Annotated in this window: 16 protein-coding genes; 10 read left to right on the top strand and 6 right to left on the bottom strand. The window is 71.5% G+C overall.

The window, feature by feature from the left end; all coding sequences use genetic code 11:
• Nucleotides 1-344 precede the first annotated feature (344 nt).
• Together ACLZN2_RS30675 and ACLZN2_RS30670 are read left to right on the top strand one after the other, a co-directional pair.
• Complete coding sequence (locus ACLZN2_RS30675) at nt 345-1,202, top strand: helix-turn-helix domain-containing protein (RefSeq protein ID WP_416982642.1); 858 nt, start codon at nt 345-347, stop codon at nt 1,200-1,202.
• A 203-nt stretch (nt 1,203-1,405) separates the two neighbouring features.
• A complete protein-coding gene (locus tag ACLZN2_RS30670) occupies nt 1,406-1,597 on the top strand; it encodes a DUF397 domain-containing protein (protein ID WP_133912130.1) in 192 nt (63 codons plus the stop codon).
• 116 nt (nt 1,598-1,713) lie between these two features.
• Here ACLZN2_RS30670 and ACLZN2_RS30665 read toward each other — a convergent pair whose 3' ends face one another.
• From ACLZN2_RS30665 to ACLZN2_RS30655, 3 genes are all read right to left on the bottom strand, one after another.
• Nucleotides 1,714-2,595 carry a MerR family transcriptional regulator gene (locus tag ACLZN2_RS30665; RefSeq protein ID WP_416982641.1) on the bottom strand — a complete coding sequence of 294 codons (882 nt, stop codon included), beginning with the start codon at nt 2,593-2,595 and terminating at the stop codon, nt 1,714-1,716.
• Between the two features lie 77 nt (nt 2,596-2,672).
• Nucleotides 2,673-3,176, bottom strand: a complete 504-nt coding sequence (locus tag ACLZN2_RS30660; protein ID WP_416982640.1) for a glutathione peroxidase — start codon at nt 3,174-3,176, stop codon at nt 2,673-2,675.
• Nucleotides 3,177-3,321: 145 nt separating this feature from the next.
• Complete coding sequence (locus ACLZN2_RS30655) at nt 3,322-4,293, bottom strand: ArsR family transcriptional regulator (protein ID WP_416982639.1); 972 nt, start codon at nt 4,291-4,293, stop codon at nt 3,322-3,324.
• A gap of 83 nt (nt 4,294-4,376) precedes the next feature.
• Here ACLZN2_RS30655 and ACLZN2_RS30650 point away from each other — a divergent pair, with 83 nt between their 5' ends.
• On the top strand, nt 4,377-5,618 hold the full coding sequence (locus ACLZN2_RS30650) for an MFS transporter (protein ID WP_416982638.1): 1,242 nt from the start codon (nt 4,377-4,379) through the stop codon (nt 5,616-5,618).
• Between the two features lie 42 nt (nt 5,619-5,660).
• Here the strand turns inward: ACLZN2_RS30650 and ACLZN2_RS30645 are convergent, their stop codons facing one another.
• Together ACLZN2_RS30645 and ACLZN2_RS30640 are read right to left on the bottom strand one after the other, a co-directional pair.
• Nucleotides 5,661-6,251, bottom strand: coding sequence for a GNAT family N-acetyltransferase (locus ACLZN2_RS30645; protein ID WP_416982637.1), 591 nt, complete (start codon nt 6,249-6,251; stop codon nt 5,661-5,663).
• 22 nt (nt 6,252-6,273) lie between these two features.
• The gene (locus ACLZN2_RS30640; protein WP_416982636.1) at nt 6,274-6,543 is read right to left on the bottom strand and encodes an SHOCT domain-containing protein; all 270 of its coding nucleotides are present in this window, start codon (nt 6,541-6,543) and stop codon (nt 6,274-6,276) included.
• Between the two features lie 129 nt (nt 6,544-6,672).
• Here ACLZN2_RS30640 and ACLZN2_RS30635 point away from each other — a divergent pair, with 129 nt between their 5' ends.
• The 5 genes from ACLZN2_RS30635 (at nt 6,673) to ACLZN2_RS30615 (ending at nt 11,239) form a co-directional block, all read left to right on the top strand.
• Nucleotides 6,673-7,101 (top strand): hypothetical protein, encoded by a 429-nt coding sequence (locus ACLZN2_RS30635; protein WP_416982729.1) that lies wholly within the window; start codon nt 6,673-6,675, stop codon nt 7,099-7,101.
• A 177-nt stretch (nt 7,102-7,278) separates the two neighbouring features.
• On the top strand, nt 7,279-8,121 hold the full coding sequence (locus tag ACLZN2_RS30630) for an SDR family oxidoreductase (protein WP_416982635.1): 843 nt from the start codon (nt 7,279-7,281) through the stop codon (nt 8,119-8,121).
• A gap of 73 nt (nt 8,122-8,194) precedes the next feature.
• A complete protein-coding gene (locus ACLZN2_RS30625; RefSeq protein WP_416982634.1) occupies nt 8,195-9,598 on the top strand; it encodes a cytochrome ubiquinol oxidase subunit I in 1,404 nt (467 codons plus the stop codon).
• Entirely contained in the window at nt 9,595-10,653 is a 1,059-nt protein-coding gene (locus ACLZN2_RS30620) for a cytochrome d ubiquinol oxidase subunit II (RefSeq protein WP_416982633.1), read from the top strand. Before ACLZN2_RS30625 ends, ACLZN2_RS30620 begins: the two co-directional genes overlap by 4 nt.
• A gap of 214 nt (nt 10,654-10,867) precedes the next feature.
• Nucleotides 10,868-11,239: a hypothetical protein gene (locus ACLZN2_RS30615; protein ID WP_416982632.1), complete on the top strand. Its 372-nt coding sequence runs from the start codon at nt 10,868-10,870 to the stop codon at nt 11,237-11,239.
• 23 nt (nt 11,240-11,262) lie between these two features.
• Here ACLZN2_RS30615 and ACLZN2_RS30610 read toward each other — a convergent pair whose 3' ends face one another.
• The gene (locus ACLZN2_RS30610) at nt 11,263-11,685 is read right to left on the bottom strand and encodes a DUF6325 family protein (RefSeq protein WP_416982728.1); all 423 of its coding nucleotides are present in this window, start codon (nt 11,683-11,685) and stop codon (nt 11,263-11,265) included.
• A 264-nt stretch (nt 11,686-11,949) separates the two neighbouring features.
• Between ACLZN2_RS30610 and ACLZN2_RS30605 the strand changes: the two genes are divergently transcribed.
• A complete protein-coding gene (locus ACLZN2_RS30605) occupies nt 11,950-13,326 on the top strand; it encodes a hypothetical protein (protein WP_416982631.1) in 1,377 nt (458 codons plus the stop codon).
• A gap of 92 nt (nt 13,327-13,418) precedes the next feature.
• Nucleotides 13,419-13,652, top strand: a complete 234-nt coding sequence (locus ACLZN2_RS30600; RefSeq protein ID WP_416982630.1) for a hypothetical protein — start codon at nt 13,419-13,421, stop codon at nt 13,650-13,652.
• Nucleotides 13,653-13,778: the final 126 nt, after the last annotated feature.

Here is a 13,778-nt window from a genome sequence, read left to right as displayed (position 1 = left end):
CGTACGACCCGTACGACGCGTACGACCCGCAGAACCCGCACGACCCGTATGACCCGTTCGGGAGCCGCCGCGGCCCGCGCGGGGTGGTGAAGCCGTACGTCCTTCGCGACGCACGGTCCCGCCGCCCCGCGCGGACGCATGTCCGGAGCTCCCCCGTTGCGGGCGGCGCGACCCGCGCGCGCCCCGCGTGCGATCCGCGCGTTGAACGGGTCGTGACCCGAACTGGCGTGTACCGGCCGCATATCCACCGTTTTCCAGCGGTACAAAGCACCTTGGTGGCAGTCTGCTGAACAGCAGATACGCAAAGTGGCAACGACAGGCATGCAGCCGGAGGTGCGCGTCCCGTGACGTCCAATGTCAATCCCACGGTCAGGCGACGCCGGTTGGGCCAGGAGTTGCGCCGACTCCGCGAGGAGAAGGGCATGACGGCCGAACAGGTCGCCGAACGCCTGCTCGTGTCCCAGTCGAAGATCAGCCGTCTGGAGAACGGCCGACGCAGCATCAGCCAGCGCGATGTGCGCGACCTCTGCGGAGTCTACGAGGTCGAGGACCAGCGCATGGTCGAATCGCTGATGGAAATGGCGAAGGACTCCCGCCAGCAGGGCTGGTGGCATGCCTTCGGGGACATCCCCTACAGCGTGTACATCGGCCTGGAGACCGACGCCGAGTCGCTGCGGGTGTACGAACCCCAGACCGTCACCGGCCTGTTGCAGACCCGGGCGTACGCCGAGGCCATCATCCGGGGTGCGCTCCCGGAGCGGCCGGAGGCCGAGGTCGACAAGCGGGTGCAGGTGCGGCTGCGGCGGCAGGAACGAATCACCACCGGGGACGGCCCGCTGCGGCTGTGGGTGGTGCTGGACGAGGCGGCCCTGCGCCGGGTCGTCGGCAGCCGGCTGGTGATGCGCGAGCAACTGGAGTACCTCGCCGAGATGTCCAGGCTTCCGCATGTCACCGTGCAGGTGCTGCCGTTCGAGGTCGGCGCGCATCCCGGCCTCAACGGCCAGTACACGATCCTGGAGTTCGCCGACGCCTCCGACTCCAGCGTGGTCTACATCGAGGGCGTGACGAGCGACCTCTACCTGGAGAAGGCGTACGACGTCCAGCAGTACTCGGTGATGTACGAGCACCTGCGGGCGCAGGCGCTGAACGTGGAGCACTCGCGCCGCGTCATCGACGACCTGGCGAAGGAATACGCGCGATAACCCTCGCGGGATGCCCTCACGGCGTGCGGTCGCGCAGGGTACACCACTGACACGCGCGACTGGAAGACTCGCCTGGAATATGCCATTCGACCGAGTGAATGACTCCTCCGAACAGTGGGGTTGGCTAGTAGCGTCGATCACGCCAACGATCACCGACGTTGGCGCAAAACCGTGACTCGCCAACTGGCTAATCGGAGCAATCAATGGCAATTCGTCTGGGCGCCACGGAAACGTGGACGACGTCCTCCTACACCAACGGCAACGGCGCCTGCGTGATGGTCAGGTCGACCATCCTGGAGACGCTGGAGCTCGGAGACACCAAGATCCCCGAGGGACCCAAGCTGGCCTTCCCCGCCGGCGCGTGGAACGCCTTCGTGGCGTCGGTGAAGGAGTAGGGCGAGGAACGTTCCGAGCAACGCCCCGGTTCCACTTCGATCATCGCACAGCCACCGACAGAGCCCTCTCGACAAGATCGCCGTCCTTGCCGAGGGGGCTCGGCCTGTTCAGGGCCTCAGCCCTGACCGCGCCTGACGGGGAACGCCACGTCGCACACCGGGTCCTCGGGGCCCGCCGCGCCCCAGTCGGCGAAGTAGATCTCCCGGCACGGGCCGTCGTACTCCCAGCCCTCCCGCTTCATCCATGCCTCCACTGCCTCGAACGCGGCGATGATCTGCGGATGGGCGACCTGCGCCTTGCTGATCCGGGTGTACGCCAGCCGCCGGGCCGGCTCCACCTTCACCTCGATCTGCCAAGCCCGCCCCTGCGCGGCCGCCCACGCCCGGGCCGCCGCCTCGTCGGCGACCGGCACACAGGACTCCGCCGGTCCGTCACTCTCCATGGACACCTCGGCGTGGTACGCCACGAACGGCGCGCCCGTGGTGCCCCCGCACGCGCCCGCCGCCTCCTCCAGCCGCCCGAGGGCGGCGGGGATCCAGGTGGGCAGCTCGTCCGCCAGCACATGACGCGTCTCGGTGATGATCACCTGCTCGGGCACGTCGACGATCTCGACCTCGAACTTCTCGTACATCTCGGAGCTCCTCCCCGACAGTCGTCCACGGAGGTATCCGGCGAGCGTGCGCCGGGCGGCGAACCGGTCCTCGGCCTCGGCCCAGTAGGCGGCGAGCAGGTCCGCGCCCTCGGCGCCACCGGTCTCGACCACCTCCGCGATCAGGGCCAGCGGCATGTCGAGCTGCCGCAGCATCGCCACCAGCCGGGCCCGGTCCGCCTGGCCGGCGCGGTAGTAGCGGTAGCCGCTGACCTCGTCGACCCGCGCCGGGGCCAGCAGGCCCAGCCGGTCATAGAGGCGCAGCGCCTTGGCCGTGAGGCGGGCCCGCGCGGCGAACGCGCCGATGGTCAGCAGTTCGTCGTCGTCGCGTACGTTCACCCTGGTCATCCTCCGTCACCGGACGGTCTGCTCCGCCCGGCGACGAGGAGACTCCGCCTTGCCCCAGGGGGAAGGTCAAGCAGCGGCTATCCGAGCCGCGCCTCGATCGCGGTGACGACCTCGTCGGACTCCGGCTCGGTCTGCGGCGAGAACCGGGCGACCACGGCCCCGTCCCGCCCGACGAGGAACTTCTCGAAGTTCCAGCGGATGTCACCCGTGTGGCCCTCCGCGTCCGCGAAGCCCACCAGGCGCTCGTACAGGGGGTGCCGGCCCTCGCCGTTCACCTCGACCTTCTCGGTCAGCGGGAACGTCACGCCGTACGTCGCCGAGCAGAACTCCGCGATCTCCTCGGCGGTACCGGGCTCCTGCCCGAGGAACTGGTTGCAGGGCACGCCGAGCACGGTGAAGCCCTGCGCGGCGTACCGCTCCTGGAGCTTCTCCAGCCCGTTGTACTGCGGGGTCAGACCACACTTGGAGGCCACGTTCACGATCAGGACGACCTGTCCCGAGTACTCCGAAAGCTGCGCGGACCCACCCTTGAGCGCACCGATCTCAACATCAAGGGGGGAGGAAACGCCATCAGTAGTCATGCCCCCGATGCTAACCGCCGCAACTTCCTGAGCTGCGGGCAGTCGCATGCCGCCGCAGCTGCGGGCAGTCGTGCCGCTGGGGCGGCACGGGTGGGCGCAGCGGCACCCCGCAAGCGCGGGCAAGCAAACCCACCCCCGGCCGGGGCTACAGCCGCCCCGCCCCCACCACGGCCTCCCCCACGCCCGTGCGCGAATACAGCACCGACCGCCCCGCCCGCCTCCGCTCCACCAGCCCCGCATCCAACAGCACCCGCAGATGCCGCCCCACCGACCCCAGCCCCTGCCCGGTCAGCGCGACCAACTGCGTGGTGCTCAGCGGCCCCTGCCCGAGCAGCACCAGCACCGCGGCCCGCCCCGGCCCCAGCAGCGCCCCGAGCGCCGCCGGAACGGCCCGCCCCCGGTGGTCCCCGGCCAGCACACCCACGCACGGGTACACCACCGCGTACCGCTCCCGCCCCTCCCACGACACCCACCCCGCCTTGGGGGTGACCGGCACGAACACCAGCTCGGCCCCCGAGATCTCCCGGGGCGGGTATTCATGGGCGTTCACCTGGAAGCGGCTCTCCCCGAGCCACCGCGTCCCCGGCCGAAGCGAGTCCAGCACCGCCGCCCAGCCGCTCCGGCTGACCTGCGCGGTCCGCGCGACGACATCCGCCTCCAGGACATGCCGCCGACGCTCCCAGTACGGCCGTACCGCCGTCTCCCACACGTACTCGAGCAGCGCCGCCGCCCGTACGGGCAGATCGTCGCGGTCCGCCAGGGCGGCGGGCAGCGGACCGGCGAGGGACATCCGCAGATGCGCGCGGGCCTCGGCCGGATCGGCCGCCCGCACCCGCGCCACCCCCTCCTCGAAGCTCTCGCCGTCGCGCGGGGTCGGGGTGAGGAAGTCTGCGATCCAGCTCCGCCCCAGCCCGGCGCGGATCAGCAGCGCGGTGACCGGATCCGCCGCCAACTCCGCCCGATAGGCGGGCAGATGCTCCCGCAGCCACTCCTGCTCGCCGGGATGCGCGCCCACCCCCCACTGCAGCAGCTTCAGACTCGCGAACGTCTCGGCGAGCGGCGAGAGCACGAACCGGCTGCGGGCCAGCGTGTCGGCGTTCAACTGCCACCAGCCCACCGCGAACCTCCTTGCGTTCTACGACGTTTCGCGCGACCGCGAAACAATAACCACCCCCTGCCGGGCCGTCCGAGACTCCCGCCATGACCGGCTATCGACAGCTTTTCCGCACCCCGGAGTTCACCCCACTCTTCCTCTCCGGCGCCGCGCACGCCGCCGCCCAGACGGTGGGCGGGCTCGCCCTCGGCGTGCTCGTGTACGACGCCACCGACTCGCCGCTGCTGTCGGCGCTCAGCATGTTCGGGCCCTCGCTCGCCCAGGTGCTCGGCGCCACCCTGCTCCTCTCCGGTGCCGACCGGCTGCCGCCGCGCACCGCGCTGACCGGCATCCGGCTCACCTTCGCCGCCCTCACGGCCCTGCTCGCCCTCCCCGGCCTGCCCGTACAGGGCGTCCTCGCCGTCGTCCTCCTCCAAGGGCTGATCGCCTCCCTCGGCGGGGGTGTGCTGTGGGGCCTGCTGAACGAGATCCTGCCCAAGGAGGGCTATCTGCCCGGGCGTTCGCTCTTCAACATCATGAACGGCCTGGCGCAGATCACGGGGTACGGGGCCGGCGGCGCCCTGGTGGCCGTCCTCTCCCCGCGCCGCACCCTCCTGCTCGCCGCCCTGCTGTACGCGGCGGCCGCGATCACCGCCCGCCTCGGCCTGACCGCCCGGCCCCCGCGCGCCACCGGCCGCCCCTCACCCGCCGCGACCTGGCGCACCAACGCCGTCCTGTGGTCCTCCCGCCCCCGCCGCCTCACCTACCTGGGCCTGTGGCTCCCCAACGGCCTGGTCGTCGGCTGCGAGGCGCTGTTCGTGCCGTACGACCCCGACGCGGCGGGGCTGCTGTTCGCGTGCGCGGCGCTGGGGATGCTGGTGGGTGACGTGACGGTCGGCCGGTTCGTCCCGCCGCCGGTACGCGGCCGTCTCGCCACACCCCTGCTGCTCCTGCTGGCCGCCCCGTACCTTCTCTTCGCCCTGCGGCCCGCACTTCCCGTCGCCGCCGTCTGTGCCGCGCTTGCCTCCGTGGGCTTCGGGGCGAGCCTGGTCCAACAGGAGAGGCTGATGTCCCTGACGCCGGCCGGACTCAGCGGGCACGCGCTGGGGTTGCACTCGGCCGGGATGCTCACGATGCAGGGCGTGGCCGCGGGGATGGCGGGCGGGGTGGCTCAGCTCACCTCCGCGGGGGTGGCGATGACCGTGATGGCGGTGCTGTCGGTGGGGGTGACGGCGGGGTTGGCCCTGGCGGGCCGGGCGGGGGAGCGGGCGCGGGCCGAGCTTGTCCAGGTGTTCGTCCGCGGGTCTGTCGTGGCTGGTCGCGCCCACGCGGCGGAGCCGCATGATTGATACAGCCCCGCGCCCCTTTCGGGGCGCGAGTCCCACGTGGTTCTACGGGGTGGCGAGCTGTGGCGGGGCGGTGACGGTCCGTACGTGGCGATGGCCGTCGAGCGGGAACGCGGGCGGGGCGGCGGGGAGGGTGCCGTCAAGGGCGTAGCCCGTCTTCTCGGCCACCCGGCAGGACGCCGTGTTGTCGACCTGGTGGAGCAGGGCGAGGCGGCTCAGGCCGGTGGGCGCGAAGGTGACGGACGCCCAGTCGGTGAGGGTGAGGAGAGCGCGGGAGGCCACGCCGCGTCCGCGTGCCTGGGCGGCGGTCCAGTAGCCGACCTCGGCGGTCGGGGTGCCGGGGGTGACGTCCTTGAGGACCACCTGGCCCACCAGACGGTCACCACGGCCGCCGGAACTCTCCTCCACCACGGCGAAGCAGAACCGCCTCCCGGACGCCCAGGCCCGCTGCTGGGACTCGATCCAGCGCGCCCCGTCGGTCTCGTCGCTCACCCGGTGACTCGTCCAGCGGCGCAGCACCGGGTCCCGCAGCGCCTCGGCCAGCGCGGGGGCGTCCGTCGGACGCCAGGGGCGCAGGGTGAGGGCGGGGGCGTCGGGGTGCGCGGCGGCGCGGAGCGAGACCGGGGCAGGAGGCATCGGGCGATCGTACGCCGCGCCGTCACGCGAGCAGTCTGCGCTTCTGTTCCTCGAACTCCGCGTCGGTGAGGATGCCCTGGGCCTTCAGGTCGCCGAGCTGCTTGAGCTGGTCGATCTTGCCGGTCATCTCGTCCGCCTGGGACGGGGGCGGCGGGGGCGGGGGTGCGGGCTGCTGCTCCGCGGCCTGCTCGGCCCAGCGGCCCTGCTGGCGGCGTGACACTCGGTTGGAGACCGCGGTCGCCGTTCCCGCCACCACCGCGGTGCGGGCGACTCCGCGCAGAAGACCAGGCATGGCGATCTCCCTTTCGTCCGGACGGTACCGGGAGGTACCTCCATTGGAGCACGCCTCCCCTTGATCTGCCGGGTGCCGCAATTCGTGGCAGCCTGGATTTGTGTGATCGCCGACTCGAAGGAGCTCGAAATGGCCACACAAGGCAGGGGGATGGCGGGCACCACGGCTCGCGGGGGAATGGCCGTGTCCGGCTGGACGCTGTTTGCCGCGATCATGATGGTGTTCGGCGGCGTCATGGCGATATTCGAGGGAATCGCCGCCATAGCCGAGGACGACGTGTTCGTCTCGACGAGGAATTACACGTTCCAGTGGAGCCTCACCGGCTGGGGCTGGCTGCACCTCGTTCTCGGCATTGTGGTCACGCTGGCGGGCATCGCTCTGTTCAGCGGTGCCGTGTGGGCCCGCGTCGTCGGTATCGCGCTGGCAGGCCTGTCCATGATCGCCAACTTCGCGTGGCTGCCCTGGTACCCGTTCTGGGCGATCATGCTGATCGTCATCGACGGCTTCGTGATGTGGGCGCTGTGCGTGGGACCCAGTAGGGACGCCCGGGCGATCTGAGCCGCCGCCCCGGTCCCCGCCCGGTACTGCGCCGTTCGGCCCCGGCGGTCACCCGCACGTGCCGCCGGGGCCCGCGCCGCCAGGCCGTTCTTTCCCTCCGGTGTTTTCGTTGGGTGTGGATTTCCCCCGTCCCGTCGATTTCGCCTGTGACGGGGGCGCACCCGTAGGGAGACACCAGTGGAGACCAGTAGCGGCAGCCCGGGAATTCAGCCGATCGACTTTCCCCTCCTCAGGGGACAGAAAGCTCTGGTCACGGGCGCGAATTCCGGCATCGGCAAAGCCACCGCCGTCACGCTCGGGCGAGTGGGCGCCGATGTGGTGGTGAACTACGTCGCCGGCCGGGACGCCGCAGAGGAGGTGGTCCGCGAGATCGAGGGATTCGGGGTCCGCGCCTACGCGCACGAGGCCGACGTCTCCGAGGAGGACCAGGTCGTCGACATGGTCGCCCGGATGGTCAGGGAGTTCGGGACCATCGACGTCATGGTGGCCAACGCGGGTCTGCAACGGGACGCCCCGATCACCGACATGACCATGGACCAGTGGCACAAGGTGCTGGACGTCAACCTCACCGGCCAGTTCCTGTGCGCCCGCGAGGCCACCAAGGAATTCCTGCGCCGGGGTGTCGTCCCGGAGGTCTCACGGTCCGCCGGGAAGATCATCTGTATGAGCTCGGTGCACCAGATCATCCCCTGGTCCGGGCATGCGAACTACGCCGCGTCCAAGGGCGGGGTGCTGATGCTGATGGCGACGCTCTCGCAGGAGCTCGCCCCGTACCGGATCCGGGTCAACGCCGTCGCCCCCGGCGCGATCCGCACCCCCATCAACCGCGGCGCCTGGGACACCCCCGAGGCCGAGGACGCCCTGCTGCGGCTCATCCCCTACCGCCGGGTCGGCGACCCCGACGACGTCGCGAACACCGTCGCCGTCCTCGCCTCCGACCTGCTCGACTACGTCGTCGGCACCACGATCTACGTCGACGGCGGCATGACCCTGTTCCCCGGTTTCGCCACGGGCGGCTGACATCGACGCCGTCCAGGCCGCCGGCGTCCTCGCGGCGGGCGCCCCGCCCCAACTGCTGCCCGCGCGCCAGCTGATGGCCTTCACCCTGGCCACCCACATCCTGCTCGTGCCCTTCGGCGTCGCCCTGCCCTTCCTCACCCTGCTGCTGCACCACCGCGGGCTGCGCAAGGGCGACGAGGCCGCGCTGCGGCTCGCGCGCCGCTGGTCGGCGGTGATGGCCTTGCAGTTCGCCATCGGCATCGTCACCGGCACCGTGCTGTCCTTCGAGTTCGGGCTGCTGTGGCCCGGCATGATGGGCCGCTGGGGCGATGTCTTCGGGCTCGCCTTCGGTATCGAGGGCTGGGCCTTCTTCCTGGAGGCCATCCTCATCGCCGTCTATCTGTACGGCTGGCGCACGCTCCGCCCCTGGCCGCACTTCTGGGTCGGTGTCCCGCTGTGCGCGTCCGCGCTGCTCGGGGCGTTCGGGATCATCGCCGCGAACTCCTGGATGAACACCCCCCGCGGTTTCTCCCTCGACGCGTCCGGCGACCCCGTCTCCGTCGACGTACGACGGGCGATCTTCACCCCGATCTTCGGCCCCGAGTACTGGCACTTCCTGGGCGCCGCCTACCTGACCGCCGCGTACTGCGTGGCCGGCGTGTACGCGGTGGGCTGGCTGCGCGGCCGCCGGGACCACTACCACCGGCTCGGCTTCACCGTGCCGTTCACGGTCGCCGCGATCCTCACACCGATCCAGTTCGTGCTGGGCGACTCGCTGGCCCGGGCCGTCTTCCACCAGCAGCCGGTGAAGTTCTCCGCGATGGAGATCGTCTGGGCGACCGGCACCCATGTGCCCGAGTACATGTTCGGGATCCTGCGTTCCGACGGGTCCGTCTCCGGCGGCGTCAAGATCCCCCAACTGGACTCGATCCTGGCCGGCTTCAGCCCCTCCACCGAGGTCCAGGGCCTCACCGCGGTCGCCGCCGACACCCGCCCGACGACCACTCAGGCCACCATCGTGCACTGGGCGTTCGACATCATGGTCACCCTCGGCAGCCTGCTGGTCCTGCTCGCCCTCTGGTACGGCTGGGTCTGGCTGCGCCGCCGCGACCTGCCCCGCTCGCGCTGGTTCTTCCGGTGCGCGGCCGTCGCCGGCGTGGCCTGCGTGGTGTGTGTGGAGTGCGGCTGGGTCACCACGGAGGTGGGCCGCCAGCCCTGGATCGTGTACGAGCACATGCGGGTGTCGGAAGCGGTCACCGGCACGCGCGCGTACGGGCTGTGGACGATGTTCGGGATCGTGATCGTCGTCTACGTCTGCGCTTTCGCCGCGTTCCTGACCGTCGTACGGAGGATGAGCGCCCGGTGGCGGGCGGCCGACGAGGCCGGGGACGTCGTACCGGAGGGCCCGGAGAGCGAGATCCCCTACGGGCCGCGGGCGCTGTCCGGTGCCGGGGACGGGCCGCAGAAGGCGTCGCACCGGGACGGGGACCGGGTATGACGATCGAGAGCCTCATCGCCTGGGTGCTGCTGATCCTGGTCGCCGCCTACGCCTGCGCCGGGGGCACCGACTACGGCGCCGGGTTCTGGGACCTCATGGCCGGGGGCGCCAAGCGCGGGGAACGGCCCCGCCGGCTGGTCGATCACGCGATGGCGCCGGTGTGGGAGGCCAACAACGTCTGGCTGATCTTCATCCTGGTCGTCATGTGGACGGGCTTCCCGGTCCTCTTCCAGACGGTCTTCTCGGCGATGTGGCTCCCGCTGGCCCTCGCCGCGGTGGGCCTGGTCCTGCGCGGTGCCGGGTTCGCCCTGCGCAAACCGACCCGGCGGCTCGCCGGACGCCGGGTCTACGGCGCCGCGTTCGCCGTAGCCTCCCTGCTCACGCCGTTCTTCCTCGGCGCGGTCGTCGGCGGTCTCGCCACCGGACGGGTCGCCCCGGGGACCCCCGCCTCGGCCGACGCCTGGTCCAACAAGACGTCCGTGATCGCGGGCCTGCTCACCGTCGCGGCGACCGCGTACCTCGGCGCGGTCAACCTCACCGCCGACGCCCGCCGCTTCGGACAGACCCCGCTCGTCGGCTACTTCCGGTTGCGCGCCTGGGCCGGCCTCGGCGCGGTCGCCGTCCTGGCGTTCATCGGCCTCGGCATCACCCACGACGACGCCCGGTACGTGTACGAGGGGCTCACCAGCGGAACCGGGCTGCTCCTGGTCATCCTGGCGGCCGTCTGCGCGCTCGCCACCGCCGCGCTGCTGCACCTTCTGGCCACCGGGTGGGCCCGGCTCACGGCGGCCGCCTCGGTCGCCCTCGTCGTCTTCGCGTGGGGCACCGCCCAGCGGCCGTACCTCATCCCCACCTCGCTGACCGTCTCCCAGGGGGCCGGCGCCTCGGCCACCCTGCGCTGGCTCGCCCTGGTCACGCTGATCGCGGTCGTGCTGGTCGGCCCGCCCCTGGTCCTGCTCTACCGCCTCGACACCAAGGGCGCCCTCCAGCCCCTCACGGACGCCGACCTGCGCCGGACGGCCCCGGGGAGCGGGCCGGAGGGGCCTGCGGCGTGATCGTGGTGGGGCTGGGCGAGGGGAAAGTGTGTGCTCAGTCTCAGCGACACGCCGCGTGCACGGCGTGTCGCTGAGACCGGATCACCAATTGTCGCCCGGATTCAGCCGACTGGGCCCGTCCCGGATGACGCGGACGGCCGGTCGCGGCAGCCTGGGCGGAAGAGAGCCCGGTGACCTTCCGCAGGGCTTCCCGCACAGACGAGGACCCGTCGCCATGATCTGTCGTAGCCGTGTCGGCCGGCGGGCCGCAGCCGCCGTTCTCGTGCTCGCCGTCGCGGGCTGTACGGGGCACTCCGCCGTGGGCACGATCGAGTACACGACCCCGGAGAAGCGGGTGGTGCAGATCCAGAGCCCCTCCCGCGACGGCTGCCACCCGCTGCCCGGCGGCGCCCGCCACGTCGTCAACCACACCGGCGACGACATCCGGCTGTACGCCAACACGGACTGTGTCCTGACGGCGGCCGGGAACAACCAGAGCGGCAAGATCGGCGGCGACGCCTTCTACCTCGGTACGCAGATGTCCGTCGAGTACACGCCCGGCCAGTCCCCGTGGCTGAGCTACTCGGTGGTGGGCGGGGGCGGTTGAGACCCTCGGGAAGCCCCGCGGGATCAGGTGGCGGCCTCGGCCGCGTCGAGGGAGGCGAGGACGGCCTGGACGTTGAGGCGTCCGGAGGCGACGAGTTGGGCGCCGCTCCGCCGCAGGGCCGCGGCGAACGGTGCCGCCCACAGGTTCTCGTAGACGAGCAGTCCGGCGGAGTTGCCGGGCTCCACCGCCGCGGCCGCCTCCTCCAGGTCGTCCTGGCCCAGCACACCGGAGTGGACGCCCTCGAAGACGGTGAGGTCCAGTTCCCCGTCTCCGGTGAGATCGGCGATCTCCAGGGCGGTCACCGAGCCGTCCTCGTCCTTCCTGATGAACATCAGGTCCAGGATGCGGACGATGCCGCGGTCCACCAGATCGACCAGCAGCGGGAACGCCTCGCCCGTCATGCGGTTGCCGGGGAACTCCACGACCAGGTAGTCGATGGGTCCCATCTCGTCGACTTGCTCGCTCACGGCGGTCACCTCGGGTGCTCGTGGTGCTCGTGGTGCTCGTAGTGCTCGTGGGCCCCCTGACTGCCATTGCAACACCGGACCCGGGCGGTCGCACCCGGTGCGCGGGGGCACCCGGCCGGCCGTCTCCCGCCCGCCCTGGTCACCCCACCGGCCGCGCCCGGTTCACCCCATCGGCCCCGCCCTGGTCACCCCACCGGCCCGCCCGGCTCGCCCGCCGGACCCCGCCGGGATCTTCTCGGAGGCATGACAGGCAGCGACACACCGCCGCCGGAGCGGCAGCCGGGCCCCGGGCCGGACCGCGAGCCGGATCACGAGTTGCGGGAACTGCGGCGCCGGGTGAGCGAGTTGGAGAGTGCCCGGCACGAGCCGAAGCACCGGCTGCGGGCGCTCGGTTCCACCCTGCTGATCATCCTGGCGTCCCTGCTGGCCCTGCTCGCCGTCGTCGCGGTCTGGGCGAACAGCATCGTGCGGGACACCGACCGCTATGTCGCCACGGTGGCCCCGCTGGCGTCCAACCCGGACATCCAGCAGGCCGTGACGACCCGGGTCACCGACGCCGTCATCAAACAGATCGACGTGGACGGCCTGGTCAAGCAGCTCAGCGACGCGGCGGCGGCGCAGGGCGTGCCGCCCAGGGTCGCGAGTCTCGTCGAGGACCTCGACGGCCCCATCACCAGCGGACTGAAGGAGCTGATCAGCGGCACCGTGATGCGCGTCGTCTCCAGCTCCGCCTTCGAGACGGCCTGGACGGACGCCAACCGCCGCGCCCACTCCGCCGTCGACAAGGCGCTGACGGGCAGCTCCGACAGCGCCGTGCAGCTGAAGGACAACCAGGTCGTCATCGACGTCGGCCCCATCGTGGCCCAGGTGAAGGAGCGGCTGGTCGACTCGGGACTGACCGTGGCGTCGAAGATCCCGGACGTCCACACGGACTTCGTCGTCGTCGAGGGCAAGGACGTCGGCAAGATCAAGTCGTACATGCGGATCCTGGAGATCATCGGCAACTGGCTGCCGGTCATCGCGGTGCTGGTCGCCGCGGCGGGCGTGTTCGTGGCCGCTCACCGGCGGCGGGCGCTCATCGGGGCCGCGATCGGGTTCTTCCTCGCCATGGTGCTGCTGGGCGTGACCCTCAGCGTCTTTCGCGCGGTGTACCTGGACCATCTGCCGGCGGGCACGAACGAGGACGCCGCGGGCGCGATCTACGACGCACTCGTGCGGTTCCTGCGCTCCAGCGTGCGGGCGGTCGGGGCGCTGGCCCTGGTCACGGCCATCGGCGCGTTCATGGTCGGGCCCTCCCGGCCCGCCGTGTTCACCCGGCACTTCTTCACCAAGGGCATCGGCGCGGGCCGGGACGTGGCCGTCGGGGCGGGGCTGCGGCTCGGCCCGGTCGGCCGGTTCGTGCACCGCTTCAAGATGTGGATCGGGGTGGCGATCCTGGTGGTGGCCGCGATCGTCCTGTTCACCTGGAGCTATCCGACCACGGCGGTGGTGATCTGGACGGCCGTGATCGTGCTCGCCGCCTTCGGCATCCGCGAGTTCCTGGACGCCGGGGACGCGGGGGGCACCGGGGACGCGGGGGACGCGGGGGACGCGGGGGACGCGCGGGAGAAGACCGTCTGAGGGTACGGCTCTGGGTGCGCGGGTCCGGGCCCTGCCGGATGGTGGGAGCATGCGGACCTCCCACCAGCTCGGCGAGTCCGGCTTCCGGTCGCATGATCGGCATCCAGGGGCCGCTGCGGGACGGCTTCGGCCTCGGGCCGTGGCTGGGCGTGCCGCTGCTGTTTCTCGCGGAGGTCGGCCTGTGGTGGTGGACGCAGCACCTGCTGCTGACCGCGCGGGTGCCCTGGCCGCCGCTGCTGCCGGGCGCGCTGCTGACGGGAGTGGCCCTCGGCGTCCTCACCACGACCGCGTCCCGTTCCCCGGGCCCTCAACCACAGCGTCTCTAATCAGCTAAGCGATCCTATGCAAGACGTAGTGTCTGGCACGGGTTGTGCCCACCGTGGTGGGGTGGCGTGGGCGTGCAGGTGGAAGCCTGCGCCCAGTGCTGCCCCTTGGGGCCGGTGTCGGCGGGT

It is taken from the genome of Streptomyces sp. T028, from assembly GCF_048159505.1.
Lineage (GTDB): Bacteria > Actinomycetota > Actinomycetes > Streptomycetales > Streptomycetaceae > Streptomyces.
The sequence above is the reverse complement of the archived record's forward strand: the minus strand, read 5'-3'. Positions and strand labels throughout refer to the sequence as shown.

What these genes read in the sequence shown, in the direction of transcription:
- ACLZN2_RS30660 (WP_416982640.1), bottom strand. Translation starts at nt 3,176, where the DNA reads ATGACTACTGATGGCGTTTCCTCCCCCCTTGATGTTGAGATCGGTGCG.
- ACLZN2_RS30610 (WP_416982728.1), bottom strand. Translation starts at nt 11,685, where the DNA reads ATGGGACCCATCGACTACCTGGTCGTGGAGTTCCCCGGCAACCGCATG.
- ACLZN2_RS30620 (WP_416982633.1), top strand. Translation starts at nt 9,595, where the DNA reads ATGACGATCGAGAGCCTCATCGCCTGGGTGCTGCTGATCCTGGTCGCC.
- ACLZN2_RS30640 (WP_416982636.1), bottom strand. Translation starts at nt 6,543, where the DNA reads ATGCCTGGTCTTCTGCGCGGAGTCGCCCGCACCGCGGTGGTGGCGGGA.
- ACLZN2_RS30615 (WP_416982632.1), top strand. Translation starts at nt 10,868, where the DNA reads ATGATCTGTCGTAGCCGTGTCGGCCGGCGGGCCGCAGCCGCCGTTCTC.
- ACLZN2_RS30605 (WP_416982631.1), top strand. Translation starts at nt 11,950, where the DNA reads ATGACAGGCAGCGACACACCGCCGCCGGAGCGGCAGCCGGGCCCCGGG.
- ACLZN2_RS30665 (WP_416982641.1), bottom strand. Translation starts at nt 2,595, where the DNA reads ATGACCAGGGTGAACGTACGCGACGACGACGAACTGCTGACCATCGGC.
- ACLZN2_RS30670 (WP_133912130.1), top strand. Translation starts at nt 1,406, where the DNA reads ATGGCAATTCGTCTGGGCGCCACGGAAACGTGGACGACGTCCTCCTAC.
- ACLZN2_RS30625 (WP_416982634.1), top strand. Translation starts at nt 8,195, where the DNA reads ATGGCCTTCACCCTGGCCACCCACATCCTGCTCGTGCCCTTCGGCGTC.
- ACLZN2_RS30600 (WP_416982630.1), top strand. Translation starts at nt 13,419, where the DNA reads ATGATCGGCATCCAGGGGCCGCTGCGGGACGGCTTCGGCCTCGGGCCG.
- ACLZN2_RS30635 (WP_416982729.1), top strand. Translation starts at nt 6,673, where the DNA reads ATGGCCACACAAGGCAGGGGGATGGCGGGCACCACGGCTCGCGGGGGA.
- ACLZN2_RS30650 (WP_416982638.1), top strand. Translation starts at nt 4,377, where the DNA reads ATGACCGGCTATCGACAGCTTTTCCGCACCCCGGAGTTCACCCCACTC.
- ACLZN2_RS30645 (WP_416982637.1), bottom strand. Translation starts at nt 6,251, where the DNA reads ATGCCTCCTGCCCCGGTCTCGCTCCGCGCCGCCGCGCACCCCGACGCC.